Origin of the sequence: Streptomyces sp. NPDC050988, assembly GCF_044456225.1 — a bacterium.
Classification (GTDB): Bacteria; Actinomycetota; Actinomycetes; order Streptomycetales; family Streptomycetaceae; genus Streptomyces.
On the sequence record NZ_JBITFQ010000017.1, the window covers coordinates 104,520 to 122,177 of the forward strand.

The following is a 17,658-nucleotide window of genomic DNA, read 5'->3' on the forward strand; positions in this document are numbered from 1 at the left end:
CGGCAGTCCGGCGCGGACCGGCAGTCCGGCGCGGACCGGCAGTCCGGCGCGGACCGGCAGTCCGGCGCGGACCGGCAGTCCGGCGCGGACCGGCAGCTCGGCGCGGGCGGGCAGTCCGGCGCGGGCGTCGGTGAGACGTCCTCCGGGGGAGATCCGGAGCGAGGCGGTCCGGAGCGCGGTGCTCCGACGTTCGCCGCCGATCTCGTCCGTGGGCCCTCCGATCTCATGCCTGCCGTACGGCTGCTGCTGCGGGGCGTCGTCGTGGTCGGGACGCTGGAGGACGCGGAGGACCTCGTCTACTCCCGGCCCGAGCTGACCGCGGTGACCGCAGAGGGGGACCTGCTCGGGGCGCACTTCGCCCAGGGCGGTTCCGCCGGGGCGCCGAGCCTGCTCGAAGTACAGGCCTCTGTCGACGAGGCGGCGGCCGAGCTGGAAGAACTGGGCGTGCTGTGCGAGGAGTTGACCGAGGAGCAGCACCGGGCCGCTGAGCTGCGCAGGGAACGGACCGCTCTCGTCGAGGAGTTGGGCGAGCGCCGGCGGGCCGGTGAGCGGGAGAAGTCCCAGGTCGCCCAGCAGCTCGGGCGGTTGGCCGGGCAGGCGCGGGGCGCCGCCGGTGAGGCCGAGCGGAGCACCGCTGCGGCCGCACGTGCGCAGGAAGCCCTCGAACGGGCCGTCCAGGAGGCGGAGGAGCTGGCCGAACGGCTCGCCGTCGCCGAGGAGATGCCGTTCGAGGAGGAGCCCGACACCTCCGTACGGGACCGGCTCGCGGCCGACGGGGCCAACGCCCGGCAGACCGAGATGGAGGCCCGGCTCCAGACGCGTACGCATGAGGAGCGGGTCAAGGGGCTTGCCGGGCGGGCCGATTCGCTCGACCGGGCCGCGCGGGCCGAACGCGAGGCACGCGCGCGTGCCGAGCAGCGCAAGGCACGGCTGCGGCACGAGGCCGCTGTCGCCGGGGCCGTCGCCTCCGGCGCGCGGCAGCTGCTCGCGCACGTCGAGGTCTCGCTCGCCCGGGCGGACGAGGAGCGCACGGCCGCGGAGCGGGCCAAGGCGCGGCGCGAGCAGGATCTCGTCGTCGCCCGCAACGAGGGCCGCGACCTCAAGGCCGAGCTGGACAAGCTCACGGACTCGGTGCACCGCGGCGAGGTCCTCGGGGCCGAGAAGCGGATGCGGATCGAGCAGCTGGAGGCCAAGGCGCTGGAGGAGCTGGGGGTCGAACCGGCCGGACTGATCGCGGACTTCGGGCCGGACCAGCTCGTACCGCCCTCCCTGCCCGCCGAGGGCGAGGAGCTGCCGGAGGATCCGGAGCATCCGCGCAACCAGCCCCGCCGCTTCCACCGTGCCGAGCAGGAGAAGCGCCTCAAGTCCGCCGAGCGGGCCTACCAGCAGCTGGGCAAGGTCAACCCGCTGGCCCTGGAGGAGTTCTCCGCGCTGGAGGAGCGCCACAAGTTCCTCAGCGAGCAGCTGGAGGACCTGAAGAAGACGCGCGCCGACCTTCTCCAGGTGGTCAAGGAGGTCGACGAGCGGGTCGAGCAGGTCTTCACCCAGGCGTTCTGGGACACGGCGCGGGAGTTCGAAGGGGTCTTCAGCCGGCTGTTCCCGGGTGGGGAGGGGCGGCTGATCCTCACCGATCCCGACAACATGCTCACGACGGGTGTCGATGTGGAGGCGCGGCCGCCCGGGAAGAAGGTCAAGCGGCTGTCGCTGCTGTCCGGTGGCGAGCGGTCGCTGACCGCCGTGGCCATGCTCGTGTCGATCTTCAAGGCGCGGCCCAGTCCGTTCTATGTGATGGACGAGGTCGAGGCGGCGCTGGACGACACGAATCTCCAGCGGCTGATCCGGATCATGCAGGAGCTGCAGGAGGCTTCGCAGTTGATCGTGATCACGCATCAGAAGCGGACGATGGAAGTTGCTGACGCGCTTTATGGCGTGTCCATGCAGGGGGATGGTGTGTCGAAGGTCATCAGCCAGAGGCTGCGCTGACCTTCGGGCGGGCCGTCGTATCGCTGCGGGTTCGTCGTGGCTGGTCGCGCAGTTCCCCGCGCCCCTGACGGGGCGCGCCCATGACCAGGCGCCTTTAACGACCCGTTGCCATTTCTTCAAGAGTTGAACACATAGGTGTCTCTTGCTGCCTGAAGAAGTCACAGCTACCCCCTCTTGACTTCGGGACTTGAAGGCATAGGGTCGACGGCGTTGCTTTTACCTTCAGGTGGTGGGTGGCGTAAACGTGTGCGCCACTGGAAACACCGTCCTGAAGGGCTCGCCCCCACCCCCGGCAGTGAGGCCGGTGGCCCGAGGAGTTACACGTGACCAGCTCAGCGCAGCCGCTCAAGTCAGGAGCCCGTGAGGCTCATCCCGAACATCTCGGGCACGTCATCTTCATCGCGGCGGCGGCCGCGATGGGCGGTTTCCTCTTCGGTTACGACAGCGCCGTGATCAACGGCGCCGTCGAGGCCATCCGGCACCGGTACGACATCGGTTCCGCGGCCCTGGCCCAGGTCATCGCGATCGCGCTGATCGGCTGTGCGATCGGTGCCGCCACCGCGGGCCGGATCGCCGACCGCATCGGCCGTATCCGCTGCATGCAGATCTCGGCCGTGCTGTTCACCGTCAGCGCCGTCGGCTCCGCGCTGCCCTTCGCCCTGTACGACCTGGCCTTCTGGCGGGTCGTCGGTGGCTTCGCCATCGGTATGGCCTCGGTCATCGGCCCGGCCTATATCGCCGAGGTCGCCCCCGCCGCGTACCGCGGACGGCTCGGCTCCTTCCAGCAGGCCGCGATCGTCATCGGCATCGCCATCTCGCAGCTGGTCAACTGGGGCATCCTGAACGCCGCGGGCGGCGACCAGCGCGGCGAGATCATGGGCCTGGAGGCCTGGCAGGTCATGCTCGGCGTCATGGTCATTCCGGCCGTGCTGTACGGGCTGCTCTCCTTCGCGATCCCCGAGTCGCCGCGCTTCCTGATCTCTGTCGGCAAGGACGAGCGCGCCCGTGACGTGCTGCGCGAGGTCGAGGGAGGCGACGTCGACCTGGACGCCCGGGTCGTCGAGATCGAGCACGCCATGAAGAGCGAGCACAAGTCGGTCTTCAAGGACCTGCTCGGCGGGACCTTCTTCTTCAAGCCGATCGTCTGGATCGGCATCGGCCTCTCGGTCTTCCAGCAGTTCGTCGGCATCAACGTCGCGTTCTACTACTCCTCGACGCTGTGGCAGTCGGTCGGCGTCGACCCGTCCGAGTCGTTCTTCTACTCGTTCACGACGTCGATCATCAACATCGTCGGCACCGTGATCGCCATGATCTTCGTCGACCGGATCGGCCGTAAGCCGCTCGCGCTCATCGGCTCCGTGGGCATGGTCATCGGACTCGGACTGGAGGCCTGGGCCTTCTCCTTCGACCTCGTCGACGGCAAGCTGCCGGCCACCCAGGGCTGGGTCGCCCTGATCGCCGCCCATGTGTTCGTGCTCTTCTTCGCCCTCTCCTGGGGTGTCGTCGTCTGGGTCTTCCTCGGCGAGATGTTCCCGAACAAGATCCGCGCCGCCGCCCTCGGTGTCGCCGCCTCCGCGCAGTGGATCGCCAACTGGGCCATCACCGCGAGCTTCCCGTCGCTGGCCGACTGGAACCTCTCCCTGACCTACGTGATCTACACGGTCTTCGCCGCGCTCTCCATCCCGTTCGTGCTGAAGTTCGTGACGGAGACGAAGGGCAAGACCCTGGAGGAGATGGGCTAGCCCGTCCGGCCGCCGCGGCTCACGCCAGCCGGGCGGCCCCCCGAATTCGGGGGGAAGGGCCAAGTCCCCGCTGCCCCTCTCCCCGTTACCCGTAGGACGTACCGCCTCGGCCCGGCCCTCGAAGATCCCTCCCAGGATCTAGAGGCTCTTGAGCCGGGGCAGTACGTTCTCGCAGAACAGGTGCATGCTGCGCCAGCCCTCGTCGAGCGGCATCCCGCCGGACAGCGGATGCAGTACGTAGCTGTCGAGGCCCTGCGCCAGACACTCGTCCGGCGTAACGATCCGGTAGACGCCCTCGGCGCGCAGCTCGTCGACCGTCGTGGCCGCCGACCGCACCGCCGAGCGGATGTCGGACGACTGCCAGGAGGCGTACGTCCTGGCCTCGTGCAGGAAGTGCTCGCCGTGCTCGGCCCATACACGGTCCGGGTCCTCGGCGAGGTGCAGGAGCGGGGTGACCGCCGAGGGCATCATGGTCCAGCCCTGCGTGCCGTACTCGACCAGCCGCTCCTTGTAGTAGGCCTCCAGCTCCGGCAGATGCGCGCTCGGGAAGAACGGCAGGCCGAGCCGGGCCGCGCGCCGGGCCGCCGCCTTGGAGGAGCCGCCGACCAGCAGCAGAGGGTGCGGATCCGAGAAGGGGCGCGGCGTGACTCGTACCGTACGGCCCTGGTATTCGAACTCCTCGCCGGTCCACGCCTTCAGCAGCGTCTCCAGGAGCTCGTCCTGGAGGCGGCCGCGCCGCTTCCACTCCACGTCGAAGGTCGCGTACTCCTCGGGCCGGTAGCCGATCCCGGCGACCGTGATCAGCCGGCCGCCGCTCAGCAGGTCCAGTACGGCGATGTCCTCGGCCAGCCGCAGTGGGTCGTGCAGCGGGCCGATGATCGCCGAGACGGTGACCGCGATGCGCCGTGTCGCGCCGAAGACCGCGCCCGCGAAGGTGAAGGGCGAGGGCAGCCAGTTGTTGTCGACGCCGTGGTGCTCCTCGGTCTGCACGGTGGTCATCCCGCGGTCGTCCGCGTAGGTCGCCATCTCCAGCGCGGCCTTGTAGCGGGCGCTGAGCGAGGCGGGTGTCGCGCCGGGCTCAACGAGGTTGAAACGTACGACCGTTGCGGGCATGGGAAAGTCCCCCTTCGCCGAGCCGGGTGGGGTGCCGGTGATGTCGGTGCAGGGGGACCGTAGCTGACGGATCGTCAGACGGCCAGAGCGGTGGGCGTCTTGGTCGGCTTCGGCTGGGACCCCGACTCGGGCGCGGTCGCCGCAGGCTTTGGTGGCAGCGCGCGATGTCGGCGGCGACGCCGAGGTGGGAAGAGGTCGCGGGTGCGGGCAGGCTCCGCGCCGTGGAAGGCGAACAGTGATCGAACCTTAGTTCGGATCTCTCCTTTGTGGGGCTTATGTCCTTCGGAGGAAAACACAAGCAGTAGCCGTCAGGGGCCCATGGCCGATACTGGGTGCGTTATGGAAATCGTCATCCTTGCTGTAGTCATCGCCGTGGTCGTGATCGGCGCGCTCGGCGGGCTCGTCATCGGCAGCCGCAAGCGGAAGAAGCTGCCCCCGTCGCCCCCCGCCGCCCCCGACATCACCGCTCCGCCGGCCGAGCCGCATATCGGCGACGAGGCCGAGACGCCGCGCGACGAACCGCGCCGCACCATAGAGGAGGTGGATCTTCCGGACGCCTCGGCGGCCGCACCGGTCGCCGTCGACGAGCCCGTGCCGGTGGTCGAAGCGCCCCCGGTGGAGGTCCCGGAGCCGACCGCGGGTCGCCTGGTGCGCCTGCGCGCCCGCCTCTCCCGCTCGCAGAACGCGCTCGGCAAGGGGTTGCTCACGCTCCTCTCGCGCGAGCATCTCGACGAGGAGACCTGGGAGGAGATCGAGGACACGCTGCTCACCGCCGATGTCGGCGTGCAGCCCACCCAGGAGCTGGTCGAGCGGCTGCGCGAGCGCGTGCGGGTGCTCGGCACGCGAACCCCCGACGAGCTGCGGACCCTGCTGCGGGAGGAGCTGCTCACCCTCCTCGTGCCCGACTTCGACCGCACGGTGAACACCGAGTCCGGTCTGGACACCCCGGGCATCGTGATGGTCGTCGGGGTCAACGGCACCGGCAAGACCACCACCACAGGCAAGCTCGCGCGCGTGCTCGTCGCCGACGGCAAGCACGTGGTGCTCGGCGCGGCCGACACCTTCCGTGCCGCCGCCGCCGACCAGCTGCAGACCTGGGGCGAGCGCGTCGGCGCCCGTACCGTACGCGGCCCCGAGGGCGGCGACCCCGCGTCCATCGCCTTCGACGCCGTGAAGGAGGGCATCCAGGAGGGCGCGGACGTCGTACTCATCGACACCGCGGGCCGGCTGCACACCAAGACCGGTCTCATGGACGAGCTGGGCAAGGTCAAGCGCGTCGTCGAGAAGCACGCCCCGCTGGACGAGGTGCTGCTCGTCCTGGACGCCACCACCGGCCAGAACGGCCTGGTCCAGGCCCGGGTCTTCGCCGAGGTCGTCGACATCACCGGCATCGTCCTGACCAAGCTCGACGGCACGGCCAAGGGCGGCATCGTCATCGCCGTCCAGCGCGAACTGGGCGTCCCCGTCAAGCTCGTCGGCCTCGGCGAGGGCGCGGACGACCTGGCCCCGTTCGAGCCGGAGGCGTTCGTGGATGCCCTTATCGGAGAGTGACGTCCCGTACGAGAGGTACGTACGCGAGGAAGGGCCCCACCGCATGGTGCAGATGCGATGGGGCCCTGCTTTCCTTTGCGCCTAAACCGGCGCCGCTCTCGCGGACGTGGTTGCTCGCCGTCGTGGTTCCTCAATTGATGGCCGCGCTGTCAGGGTGGCGAAAGAAGGGCCTCGCCACATGGTGCAGATGCGGTGAGGCCCTTCGCTTCAGCGCCGCCAGCCGGGGCTACGCGCGCGACCGGTGTGCCACGTACGCCAACGTCCCCAGCAACAGCCGTGCCGCGGGTGGCTTCGTGGCCGAGTCGAGGGCGGGGGAGCGGAGCCAGTGGACCGGGCCGAGGCCGGCGCGGTCGGAGGGCGGGGCCGTGATGTATGTGCCGGGGCCCAGGCCGTGCAGGTCGAGCGCGGCGTCGTCCCAGCCCATGCGGTAGAGCAGCTCGGGCAGTTCGGCCGCGGCGCCGGGGGCGACGAAGAAGTGGGCGCGGCCGTCCGGGGTGGCGGCCACGGGGCCCACCGGGAGCCCCATGCGTTCGAGCCGGACCAGGGCGCGGCGGCCGGCCGGCTCGGCGACCTCGATGATGTCGAAGGCACGGCCCACGGGAAGCATCACCGCGGCGCCGGGGAACTCGCCCCAGGCCTGCGTCACTTCGTCGAGCGTGGCACCGGCCGGGACGACCGGGGCGAAGTCCAGGGGATGCGCGCCGGGCGCCGGGCAGTTGGCCCGGCCGCACGAGCAGGTCCCGGCGGCGGTGCGGGCGCCGGGCGCCACGTCCCAGCCCCACAGCCCGGTGAACTCGGCCACGGCCGTGCACTCCGAGGAGCGGCCGCGGCGACGAGAGCCGGACCGGATGTCGCGGATGCCGCCGATCGTGAAGCCCATGCCCCCTCCAACGGGTCCAGCGCGCAGGTGGTTACGTGACGGAACGGAACCGTAACTCTGCGTTCCCAACGCTGTGCGGTTCATGCGGCGCCCGGTGGTGTCACGGGTGGTGCGTCCGGCTTCGCGCGCCCCGATGTGCATCGCTCCGCCCACTCCCGGCCGTCATGTGTCAAGTGAATCGCGTACAGGCCGCCGGGAGTTCATTCGAAGGGGTGGCGAATGGTGGCGTTTCCGGGATCGCCATGGCTGGAGGGGTGATCGTAGGATTACCGTGAGTGCACGGTCCTGGGGACGCATGCACTCGTGGGTATGCCGGAGGCAACTCGGCTTCTCGTTCGATGGGTGAGAACCACCGGACGGACGACCATATGTACCGGCATTCTGGTAGGGCTTGGCGCACACAGCGCACAAGTGGGTTCAGGGATGGGGGCGTTCCAGTGGGCGGCAACGGCGGAGGCGGGACGAACGCTGAGAAGCGCCCAAATGAGCTGCTGGGCTCGTGGTTCGTGCGCAGCGGTTGGTCCAAGGGTGAGCTGGCACGTCAAGTGAACCGCAGAGCACGCCAGTTGGGAGCCAATCACATCTCGACGGACACCTCGCGCGTCCGCCGCTGGCTGGACGGGGAGAATCCCCGCGAGCCCATCCCGCGCATCCTCTCCGAGCTGTTCTCCGAGCGCTTCGGCTGTGTCGTCGCCGTCGAGGACCTGGGCCTGCGCGCCGCGCACCAGTCACCGTCCGTGTCCGGCGTCGACCTGCCCTGGACCGGTCCGCAGACCGTCGCCCTGATCGGTGAGTTCTCGCGCAGCGACCTGATGCTGGCGCGGCGCGGATTCCTCGGCACGTCACTGGCGCTCTCCGCGGGCCCCTCGCTGATCGAGCCCATGCAGCGCTGGCTGGTGCCCAGCCCCGTCACCCCCCGTGAGCAGCCCGAGTCCGCCGCCGCCTCGCGCCGCCCCGGCCGGCTCTCCCAGCCCGAGCTGGACCTCCTCGAATCCACCACGGTCATGTTCCGCCAGTGGGACGCCCAGTGCGGCGGAGGCCTGCGCCGCAAGGCGGTCGTCGGCCAGCTGCACGAGGTGACCGACCTCCTCCAGGAGCCGCAGCCCGAGGCCACCACCAGGCGCCTGTTCAAGGTCGCCGCCGAGCTGGCCGAGCTGGCGGGCTGGATGAGCTACGACGTCGGGCTCCAGCCGACCGCCCAGAAGTACTTCGTCCTCGCCCTGCACGCCGCCAAGGAAGCCGCCGACAAGCCCCTCGGCTCGTACGTCCTCTCCAGCATGAGCCGCCAGATGATCCACCTCGGCCGGCCCGACGACGCTCTGGAACTGATCCACCTCGCGCAGTACGGAAGCCGCGACTGCGCGAGCCCTCGCACCCAGTCCATGCTGTATGCGATGGAGGCCCGGGCCTACGCCAACATGGGGCAGCCCGGAAAGTGCAAGCGAGCCGTCCGGATGGCCGAGGACACCTTCGGTGACGCGCTCGAGTTCGACGAGCCCGAGCCCGACTGGATCCGCTTCTTCTCCGAGGCCGAGCTGCACGGCGAGAACTCCCACTCCTTCCGTGACCTGGCCTATGTCGCGGGCCGCAGCCCCACGTACGCCTCGCTGGCCGAGCCCGTCATGCAGAAGGCCGTCGACCTCTTCGAGAAGGACGCAGAGCACCAGCGTTCGTACGCACTCAACCTCGTCGGGATGGGCACGGTGCACCTGCTCCGGAGGGAGCCCGAGCAGAGCACGGTGCTGGTGCGCGAAGCCCTCAAGGTCGCCAAGAAGGTGCGCTCCGAGAGGGTCAACACTCGTATCCGAAAAACCGTCGACACGGCTGTACGCGATTTCGGGGATCTCGCCGCCGTGGTGGACCTGACCGAGCAACTCGCCATCGATCTGCCCGAGACCGCCGAGGCGGTCTGACCCCAGTACCCCGGCCGCGGCCGCCGTCCTTAACAGCCCGACTCGGCTCCCCCATGCCAGGTCATCGGACGGCCGACCGCGGCCGGTTCCATACCTTCGATGAAGGTTGCGCCACGATAACGATCGTGCGGACCGACATCAGCCAGTTCATCGAGGCGTAACACACAGGACCTCTTCGTCACTGCGGCGAAACATCGAGGGGTGCCGGTCGAAACCGCGCTGCGCCAATCTCTGGCGCATAACCGGCCCACCCCTCATAACCGCTCATGGCTTCGCCCGCACGGGGCCGTACCAAACGACGAGGAGACGCCGATGGCACCAGCCATCACGCTTGCCGCAGACGCTCCCACGCTGTCTGCCGCCAACACCGGGTTCATGCTCATCTGTTCCGCCCTGGTGCTGATCATGACTCCCGGACTCGCCTTCTTCTACGGAGGCATGGTCCGGGTCAAGAGCACCCTGAACATGTTGATGATGAGCTTCATCAGCATGGGGATCGTCACCATCCTGTGGGTGCTCTACGGCTTCTCGCTCGCCTTCGGCACCGACTCGGGCAGCATCATCGGCTGGTCCTCGGACTACGTGGGCCTCAGTGGGATCGGCATCACGCAGCTCTGGGACGGCTACACCATCCCGATCTACGTCTTCGCCGTCTTCCAGCTGATGTTCGCGATCATCACGCCCGCCCTGATCAGCGGCGCCGTCGCGGACCGTGTGAAGTTCACGGGCTGGGCGCTCTTCGTCGCCCTGTGGGCCACGGTCGTCTACTTCCCGGTCGCGCACTGGGTCTGGGGCGCCGGTGGCTGGGCCTTCGAGCTCGGCGTCATCGACTTCGCCGGTGGTACGGCGGTCCACATCAACGCGGGTGCCGCGGCACTCGGTGTGATCCTCGTGATCGGCAAGCGCGTCGGGTTCAAGAAGGACCCGATGCGCCCGCACAGCCTGCCGCTGGTGATGCTCGGCGCCGGTCTGCTGTGGTTCGGCTGGTTCGGATTCAACGCCGGCTCCTGGCTCGGCAACGACGACGGCGTCGGCGCGCTGATGTTCATCAACACGCAGATCGCCACCGCCGCCGCCATGCTGGCCTGGCTCGCCTACGAGAAGGTCCGCCACGGCGCGTTCACCACGCTCGGTGCCGCCTCCGGCGCGGTCGCCGGTCTGGTCGCCATCACCCCGTCGGGTGGTGCGGTCTCCCCGCTCGGCGCGATCGCCGTCGGCGCCATCGCCGGAATCCTCTGCGCCATGGCCGTCGGCCTCAAGTACAAGTTCGGCTACGACGACTCGCTGGACGTCGTCGGCGTCCACCTCGTCGGCGGTGTCGTCGGCTCCCTGCTGATCGGCTTCTTCGCCACCGGCGGCGGCCAGTCCGACGTCGCGGGCCTCTTCTACGGCGGCGGCCTCGACCAGTTCTGGAAGCAGTGCGCCGGTGTCTTCGCGGTCCTCGCCTACTCCCTCGTGGCCTCCGCGGTGCTCGCCTTCCTGATCGACAAGACGATCGGGATGCGCGTCTCCGAGGACGACGAGATCGCGGGCATCGACCAGGCCGAGCACGCCGAGACCGCATACGACTTCAGCGGTGCCGGCGGCGGCGCCGCCCGGACCGCCGTACCGGCCCCGCCCGCCGGCACCGCGAGCAAGAAGGTGGACGCATGAAGCTCATCACCGCCGTCGTGAAGCCCCACCGGCTCGACGAGATCAAGGAGGCCCTCCAGGCCTTCGGCGTTCACGGTCTGACGGTCACCGAGGCGAGCGGCTACGGTCGTCAGCGGGGTCACACCGAGGTCTACCGCGGTGCCGAGTACACCGTCGACCTCGTCCCCAAGATCCGTATCGAGGTGCTGGTCGAGGACGACGACGCCGAGCAGCTGCTCGACGTCATCGTGAAGGCGGCCCGTACCGGCAAGATCGGCGACGGCAAGGTCTGGTCCGTCCCGGTCGAGACGGCGGTCCGGGTCCGGACCGGCGAGCGCGGACCCGACGCGCTGTAGGCAGAACAAGAACAGGAGCCACTGGGTGACGAGTACGGACGTGCGTACGGAAGCAGAGGACTCGGGACCCAGCGGCTATGCGGCGGCCCGGCTGCGCCTCCTCCAGGAGGGGGCGCGGTCCGGGCCGCCGCGCCGTTCGGCCCTCGCCGAACTGACCGACGACTGGCTGTCCGGTCTGTTCGACGCGGGCGCCGACAAGCTGCGCGGCGTCTCGCTCGTCGCCGTCGGCGGTTACGGCCGCGGCGAACTCTCCCCGCGCAGCGACCTCGACCTGCTGCTCCTGCACGACGGCAGCGCCGACCCCGGCGCGGTGGCCTCCCTCGCCGACCGCATCTGGTATCCGGTCTGGGACCTCGGCCTCGACCTCGACCACTCCGTCCGTACGCCCGCCGAGGCACGCAAGGTCGCGGGCGAGGACCTCAAGGTCCAGCTCGGACTGCTGGACGCCCGGCACCTCGCCGGCGACCTCGGCCTCACCGCCGGGCTGCGCACGGCCGTCCTCGCCGACTGGCGAAACCAGGCGCCGAAACGTCTCCCCGAACTCCAGGAACTGTGCGCCGAGCGCGCCGAGCGCCAGGGCGAGCTGCAGTTCCTCCTCGAACCCGACCTCAAGGAGGCGCGAGGCGGCCTGCGCGACGCCACCGCGCTGCGCGCCGTCGCCGCCTCCTGGCTCGCCGACGCCCCGCGCGAGGGCCTCTCCGACGCCCGCAGGCGCCTCCTCGACGTCCGTGACGCCCTGCACCTCGCCACCGGCCGCGCCACCGACCGCCTCTCCCTCCAGGAGCAGGACCAGGTCGCCGCCGAACTCGGACTGCTCGACGCCGACACGCTCCTGCGCCAGGTGTACGAGGCCGCCCGCGTCGTCTCGTACGCCAGTGATGTCACCTGGCGCGAGGTGGGGCGCGTGCTGCGGTCGCGCGCCGTGCGGCCGCGGCTGCGCGCCATGCTGGGCGGCGGCAAGCCGACCGCCGAGCGCTCCCCGCTGGCCGAGGGTGTCGTCGAGCAGGACGGCGAGGTCGTCCTCGCCCGCGCCGCCCGCCCCGACCGCGACCCCGTACTGCCACTGCGCGCCGCCGCCGCGGCCGCCCAGGCGGGCCTGCCCCTCTCCCTGCACGCCGTGCGCCGCATGGCCGCCGGGGTCCGCCCGCTGTCCACGCCCTGGCCCGCCGAGGCCCGTGAGCAGCTCGTCACGCTGCTCGGCTCGGGTCCCTCGACCATCGAGGTCTGGGAGGCCCTGGAGGCGGAGGGCCTGATCACCCGGCTGCTGCCCGACTGGGAGCGGGTCCGCTGCCGCCCGCAGCGCAACGCCGTCCACATCTGGACCGTCGACCGCCACCTGATCGAGACGGCCGTCCGCGCCGCGGAGTTCACCCGCCGCGTCCACCGCCCCGACCTGCTGCTGGTCTCCGCCCTGCTGCACGACATCGGCAAGGGCTGGCCCGGCGACCACTCCGTGGCCGGCGAGATCATCGCGCGGGACGTGGCCGCCCGGATCGGCTTCGACCGCTCGGACGTGGCCGTGCTCGCCACCCTCGTACGCCATCACCTGCTGCTCGTCGAGACGGCGACCCGGCGCGACCTGGAGGACCCGGCGACCGTTCGCTCGGTCGCCGAGGCGGTCGGCTCGCAGGGCACGCTGGAACTGCTGCACGCGCTGACCGAGGCGGACGCGCTGGCCACCGGGCCCGCCGCCTGGTCCTCGTGGCGCGCCTCCCTCGTCGCCGACCTGGTCAAGCGGGTCTCCGCCGTGCTCGCCGGGGACACCCCCGAGGAGCCGGAGGCCGCCGCGCCCACCGCCGAGCAGGAGCGGCTCGCCATCGAGGCGTTCCGCACCGGCGGACCGGTGCTCGCGCTGCGCGCCCAGACCGAGCCGCCGACCGAACCGTCCGCCGAGGAGCCGTCCGGCGACCCGGAGCCCCTCGGTGTGGAACTGCTCATCGCGGTGCCGGACCAGGAAGGCGTCCTGCCGGCTGTCGCGGGCGTCCTCGCCATGCACCGGCTCACCGTGCGGACGGCGGAGCTGCGGGCGCTGGACCTGCCCGACGGCGTCTCCGGCTCCGTCCTGCTCCTCGACTGGCGGGTCGCCGCCGAGTACGGCTCCCTGCCGCAGGCTGCCCGCCTGCGCGCCGATCTCGTACGTGCCCTCGACGGCTCCCTCGACATCGCGGGGCGCCTCGCCGAGCGCGACGCCGCGTATCCGCGTCGGCGGGGCATCGTGGCGCCGCCGGCCCGGGTGTCCGTGGCCGCAGCGGCGTCCCGGCTCGCCACGGTCATCGAGGTGCGTGCGCATGACGCGCCTGGGCTGCTGCACCGGATCGGGCGGGCGCTGGAGGATGCGCAGGTGCGGGTCCGCAGCGCGCACGTGTCCACGCTGGGGGCGAACGCGGTGGACGCGTTCTATGTGACCGGGGCCGACGGGGCGCCGTTGCCGGGGGAGCAGGCGGCTTCGGTTGCCCGGGCGTTGGAGGACACGTTGCGGGAGTGAGTGTTCCGTTGGCGGGTTGTTCGACGGCTGCGGGCCGGCCGTGGCTGGTCGCGCAGTTCCCCGCGCCCCTATCGGGGCCCCGAGGGCGGAAGCCTGTGACGGGGTGGAGACCCTTCCTGGCGCGGACAGATACCCTGGAGGGCGGACCTGCCCCCCTGCCCCCTACTTGAGGATTCGCGACCGCCGTGTTCGACACTCTCTCCGATCGCCTCGCAGCGACATTCAAGAACCTTCGCGGCAAGGGGCGCCTGTCCGAGGCGGACATCGACGCCACCGCGCGCGAGATCCGTATCGCCCTGCTGGAAGCGGATGTCGCGCTGCCGGTCGTGCGGGCCTTCATCAAGCAGGTCAAGGAGAGGGCCCTCGGGGCCGAGGTGTCGCAGGCACTGAATCCCGCCCAGCAGGTCATCAAGATCGTCAACGAGGAGCTCGTCGGCATCCTCGGCGGCGAGACCCGTCGGCTGCGCTTCGCCAAGCAGCCGCCGACCGTGATCATGCTCGCGGGTCTGCAGGGTGCCGGTAAGACCACGCTCGCCGGAAAGCTCGGCAAGTGGCTGCAGGGCCAGGGGCACGCCCCGCTGCTGGTCGCGTGCGACCTCCAGCGCCCGAACGCGGTGACCCAGCTGAGCGTCGTCGCTGAGCGCGCGGGGGTCGGCGTCTACGCCCCCCAGCCGGGCAACGGCGTCGGTGACCCGGTCCAGGTCGCCAAGGACTCCATCGAGTACGCGAAGCAGAAGCAGCACGACGTCGTCATCGTCGACACCGCCGGCCGCCTCGGTATCGACCAGGAGCTGATGCAGCAGGCGGCCGACATCCGCGACGCGGTCTCGCCGGACGAGATCCTCTTCGTTGTCGACGCGATGGTCGGTCAGGACGCGGTCAACACCGCCGAGGCCTTCCGTGACGGCGTCGGCTTCGACGGCGTGGTCCTCTCGAAGCTCGACGGCGACGCCCGTGGTGGTGCCGCCCTCTCCATCGCGCACGTCACCGGCCGCCAGGTCATGTTCGCCTCGAACGGCGAGAAGCTGGACGACTTCGACGCGTTCCACCCGGACCGCATGGCGTCCCGCATCCTCGGCATGGGCGACATGCTCACGCTGATCGAGAAGGCCGAGCAGACCTTCTCGCAGCAAGAGGCCGAGCAGATGGCCGAGAAGCTGGCCTCCAAGAAGGGCCAGGACTTCACGCTCGACGACTTCCTGGCCCAGATGGAGCAGGTCAGGAAGATGGGCTCCATCTCCAAGCTGCTCGGCATGCTCCCCGGCATGGGCCAGATCAAGGACCAGATCAACAACCTCGACGAGCGCGACGTCGACCGCACGGCAGCCATCATCAAGTCGATGACCCCGGGCGAGCGCCAGGAGCCGACGATCATCAACGGCTCGCGCCGTGCCCGTATCGCCAAGGGTTCCGGTGTCGAGGTCAGCGCGGTCAAGGGCCTGGTCGAGCGGTTCTTCGAGGCCCGCAAGATGATGTCCCGCATGGCCCAGGGCGGCGGCATGCCGGGAATGCCCGGGATGCCGGGCATGGGTGGCGGCCCCGGCCGGGCGAAGAAGCAGCCCAAGAAGGCCAAGGGCAAGCAGCGCTCCGGCAACCCGATGAAGCGCAAGCAGCAGGAGGAGGAGGCCGCCGCGCGCCGCGAGGCCGCGGGCCAGGCCGGCGGCGCCTTCGGTCTCCCGGGCGGCCAGCAGCCGCAGGACTTCGAGCTCCCGGACGAGTTCAAGAAGTTCATGGGCTGACGACTTTTCGGTACGAGGCTGGGGGCGCCCTTCTTTGGGAGGGCGCCCCCAGCCTCGTTGGGTGCCGGGTGCCGGGTGCCGGGTGCCGGGTGCCGGGTGCCGGGCATCAGGCCTCCGGCCTCGGTGGTCGCTGCCGGCCCGCTGCGCGCATGCTGGGGCGGCCTTCGTGTCGTAACGTCCGGATATGAGCAGCAACCCTGTGCCGCCGCGCAAGGCCCCCGACCGGCCGTGGCGCTCCGAGGGCACTCCGGAGGAGGAGTCGCCGAAGCCGTCGCCCGGTGGTGGGAGGCGGATGCGCGGCGGCTGGTGGAGCCTGGCCCTCACCGCCCTGTTCGTTTTCCTCGTCGCCTACGTCGGGCTGTCCTTCTTCAACGAGGGCGACGAACCGACGATCTCGTACACGGAGTTCAGCAAGCAGATCGACGACGGCAACGTCACCAAGATCTACTCCAAGGGCGACGCCATCCAGGGCCAGCTCAAGAAGGCTCAGGACAACCCCGGGGGCGACGGGAAGTACACCAAGTTCAAGACCCAGCGCCCGGTCTTCGCCGACGACCAGCTCTGGGAACAGCTGGACAAGCACGACGTCACCGTGACGGCCGAGCCGGTGGTCCAGCAGCGCAGCCTCCTGTCGAACCTGCTGATCTCGCTGGCACCGATGCTGCTGCTGGTCGTCCTGTGGATCTTCATCGCCCGGCGGATGAGGACGGGCCTCGGCGGCGCCGGCGGCATGCTCGGCCGCAAGGCGCCGCCCAAGCCGGTCGAACTGCAGCCCGGCGCCGAGCGCACGACGTTCGCGGACGTGGCCGGTATCGACGAGGTCGAGGGCGAGCTCAACGACGTGGTCGACTTCCTGAAGAACCCGGACGCCTATCGCAGGATGGGCGCGAAGATGCCGCGCGGGGTGTTGCTCGCGGGCGCGCCCGGGACGGGCAAGACGCTGCTCGCGCGGGCCGTCGCGGGGGAGGCGGGCGTGCCGTTCTTCTCGGCCTCCGCCTCGGAGTTCATCGAGATGATCGTGGGCGTCGGCGCCTCGCGCGTACGGGAGTTGTTCGCGGAGGCCCGCAAGGTGGCTCCTTCGATCATCTTCATCGACGAGATCGACACCATCGGGCGGGCGCGGGGCGCCGGTTCCGGCATGGGCGGCCATGACGAGCGCGAGCAGACCCTGAACCAGATCCTCACCGAGATGGACGGCTTCTCCGGCTCCGAGGGCGTGATCGTCATCGCGGCGACCAACCGGGCCGACGTCCTGGACCCCGCGCTGACCCGGCCCGGCCGCTTCGACCGGGTCGTCAACGTCTCGCCTCCCGACCGGGCCGGCCGCGAGGCGATCCTGGAGATCCACACCCGGGAGATCCCGCTGGCGCCGGACGTCGACCTCGGCCAGATCGCCCGTACGACGCCGGGCATGACCGGTGCGGAGCTGGCCAACCTCGCGAACGAGGGGGCGCTGCTGGCCGTGAAGCGCAAGCAGTCCCAGGTCACCCGGAGCGACCTCTCCGAGGCACTGGAGAAGGTGCAGTTGGGTGCGGAGCGGCCGCTGGTGATGCCCGAGGAGGAGCGGCGGCGCACCGCCTACCACGAGAGCGGGCACGCCCTCCTCGGCATGCTGCAGCCGGGCGCCGATCCGGTCCGCAAGGTCACCATCGTGCCGCGCGGGCGGGCGCTGGGGGTCACGCTCTCCACCCCTGACGCCGATCGGTACGCGTACACGGAGGAGTATCTGCGTGGGCGGATCATCGGGGCGCTGGGTGGCATGGCGGCGGAGCATGTCGTCTTCGACGTGGTCACCACCGGTGCCGAGAACGACCTGGAGCAGGTCACCAATATCGCCCGGGGCATGGTCGCGCGCTGGGGCATGAGCCAACGGGTCGGCCGCCTCTCGGCGTTGCCGGGCGATGCCCAGCAGGCGTACGGGCTCTCCGCCGCGCCCGAGACCCTCGACACGATCGAGCACGAGATGCGGCGGATCGTGGACGAGTGCTACGAGGAGGCGTGCGGCAAGCTTCGCGCCCACCGCCCCCAACTGGACGCCCTCGCGACGGCGCTCCTGGAGAACGAGACGCTGGAGGAGACGGACGCGTACCGGATCGCGGGCATCACCCGCCTGACGAAGGACGACTGAGCCCCACTTCCCTCGCCCCCGCCGCCCTTACCCATTCCCGTCACTTACTCGAGGGCTCCGCCCCCGAACCCCCGGTTGTCGAGTGTCGGGTGCGGGTCGCCTGTGGCTGGTCGCGCAGTTCCCCGCGCCCCTGGAA

The 17,658-nt window shown here is 70.6% G+C and carries 11 protein-coding genes; 9 read left to right on the top strand and 2 right to left on the bottom strand.

Annotated features, from left to right (window positions below; all coding sequences use genetic code 11):
- Together ACIBEI_RS30550 and ACIBEI_RS30555 are read left to right on the top strand one after the other, a co-directional pair.
- Positions 1-1,983 (top strand): AAA family ATPase (locus ACIBEI_RS30550; RefSeq protein ID WP_398893436.1); only part of this gene is annotated, 1,983 nt, incomplete at its 5' end.
- A 323-nt stretch (positions 1,984-2,306) separates the two neighbouring features.
- Positions 2,307-3,725 carry a sugar porter family MFS transporter gene (locus ACIBEI_RS30555; protein WP_398893437.1) on the top strand — a complete coding sequence of 473 codons (1,419 nt, stop codon included), beginning with the start codon at positions 2,307-2,309 and terminating at the stop codon, positions 3,723-3,725.
- Positions 3,726-3,863: 138 nt separating this feature from the next.
- Here ACIBEI_RS30555 and ACIBEI_RS30560 read toward each other — a convergent pair whose 3' ends face one another.
- Positions 3,864-4,838, bottom strand: coding sequence for an LLM class flavin-dependent oxidoreductase (locus ACIBEI_RS30560; protein WP_398893438.1), 975 nt, complete (start codon positions 4,836-4,838; stop codon positions 3,864-3,866).
- 339 nt (positions 4,839-5,177) lie between these two features.
- Here ACIBEI_RS30560 and ftsY point away from each other — a divergent pair, with 339 nt between their 5' ends.
- Positions 5,178-6,389: a signal recognition particle-docking protein FtsY gene (ftsY, locus tag ACIBEI_RS30565; protein ID WP_398893439.1), complete on the top strand. Its 1,212-nt coding sequence runs from the start codon at positions 5,178-5,180 to the stop codon at positions 6,387-6,389.
- A 226-nt stretch (positions 6,390-6,615) separates the two neighbouring features.
- Here ftsY and ACIBEI_RS30570 read toward each other — a convergent pair whose 3' ends face one another.
- A complete protein-coding gene (locus ACIBEI_RS30570; protein WP_398893440.1) occupies positions 6,616-7,269 on the bottom strand; it encodes a bifunctional DNA primase/polymerase in 654 nt (217 codons plus the stop codon).
- A 437-nt stretch (positions 7,270-7,706) separates the two neighbouring features.
- Between ACIBEI_RS30570 and ACIBEI_RS30575 the strand changes: the two genes are divergently transcribed.
- From ACIBEI_RS30575 to ftsH, 6 genes are all read left to right on the top strand, one after another.
- Complete coding sequence (locus ACIBEI_RS30575; RefSeq protein WP_398893441.1) at positions 7,707-9,182, top strand: hypothetical protein; 1,476 nt, start codon at positions 7,707-7,709, stop codon at positions 9,180-9,182.
- Between the two features lie 312 nt (positions 9,183-9,494).
- Positions 9,495-10,835, top strand: coding sequence for an ammonium transporter (locus ACIBEI_RS30580; RefSeq protein ID WP_398893442.1), 1,341 nt, complete (start codon positions 9,495-9,497; stop codon positions 10,833-10,835).
- A complete protein-coding gene (locus tag ACIBEI_RS30585) occupies positions 10,832-11,170 on the top strand; it encodes a P-II family nitrogen regulator (protein WP_055510557.1) in 339 nt (112 codons plus the stop codon). The genes ACIBEI_RS30580 and ACIBEI_RS30585 overlap by 4 nt, the downstream gene beginning before the upstream one ends.
- A 25-nt stretch (positions 11,171-11,195) precedes the next feature.
- Positions 11,196-13,655 (top strand): [protein-PII] uridylyltransferase, encoded by a 2,460-nt coding sequence (locus ACIBEI_RS30590; RefSeq protein WP_398893443.1) that lies wholly within the window; start codon positions 11,196-11,198, stop codon positions 13,653-13,655.
- A 185-nt stretch (positions 13,656-13,840) separates the two neighbouring features.
- Positions 13,841-15,394, top strand: coding sequence for a signal recognition particle protein (ffh, locus tag ACIBEI_RS30595; protein ID WP_269649593.1), 1,554 nt, complete (start codon positions 13,841-13,843; stop codon positions 15,392-15,394).
- Positions 15,395-15,578: 184 nt separating this feature from the next.
- The gene (gene ftsH / locus ACIBEI_RS30600; protein WP_398893444.1) at positions 15,579-17,522 is read left to right on the top strand and encodes an ATP-dependent zinc metalloprotease FtsH; all 1,944 of its coding nucleotides are present in this window, start codon (positions 15,579-15,581) and stop codon (positions 17,520-17,522) included.
- Positions 17,523-17,658 lie beyond the last annotated feature (136 nt).

Bases quoted from the DNA above. Each gene is read 5' to 3' on its own strand.
- ACIBEI_RS30560 (WP_398893438.1), bottom strand. From the start codon at position 4,838: ATGCCCGCAACGGTCGTACGTTTCAACCTCGTTGAGCCCGGCGCGACA.
- ftsY (WP_398893439.1), top strand. From the start codon at position 5,178: ATGGAAATCGTCATCCTTGCTGTAGTCATCGCCGTGGTCGTGATCGGC.
- ACIBEI_RS30570 (WP_398893440.1), bottom strand. From the start codon at position 7,269: ATGGGCTTCACGATCGGCGGCATCCGCGACATCCGGTCCGGCTCTCGT.
- ACIBEI_RS30580 (WP_398893442.1), top strand. From the start codon at position 9,495: ATGGCACCAGCCATCACGCTTGCCGCAGACGCTCCCACGCTGTCTGCC.
- ACIBEI_RS30585 (WP_055510557.1), top strand. From the start codon at position 10,832: ATGAAGCTCATCACCGCCGTCGTGAAGCCCCACCGGCTCGACGAGATC.
- ftsH (WP_398893444.1), top strand. From the start codon at position 15,579: ATGAGCAGCAACCCTGTGCCGCCGCGCAAGGCCCCCGACCGGCCGTGG.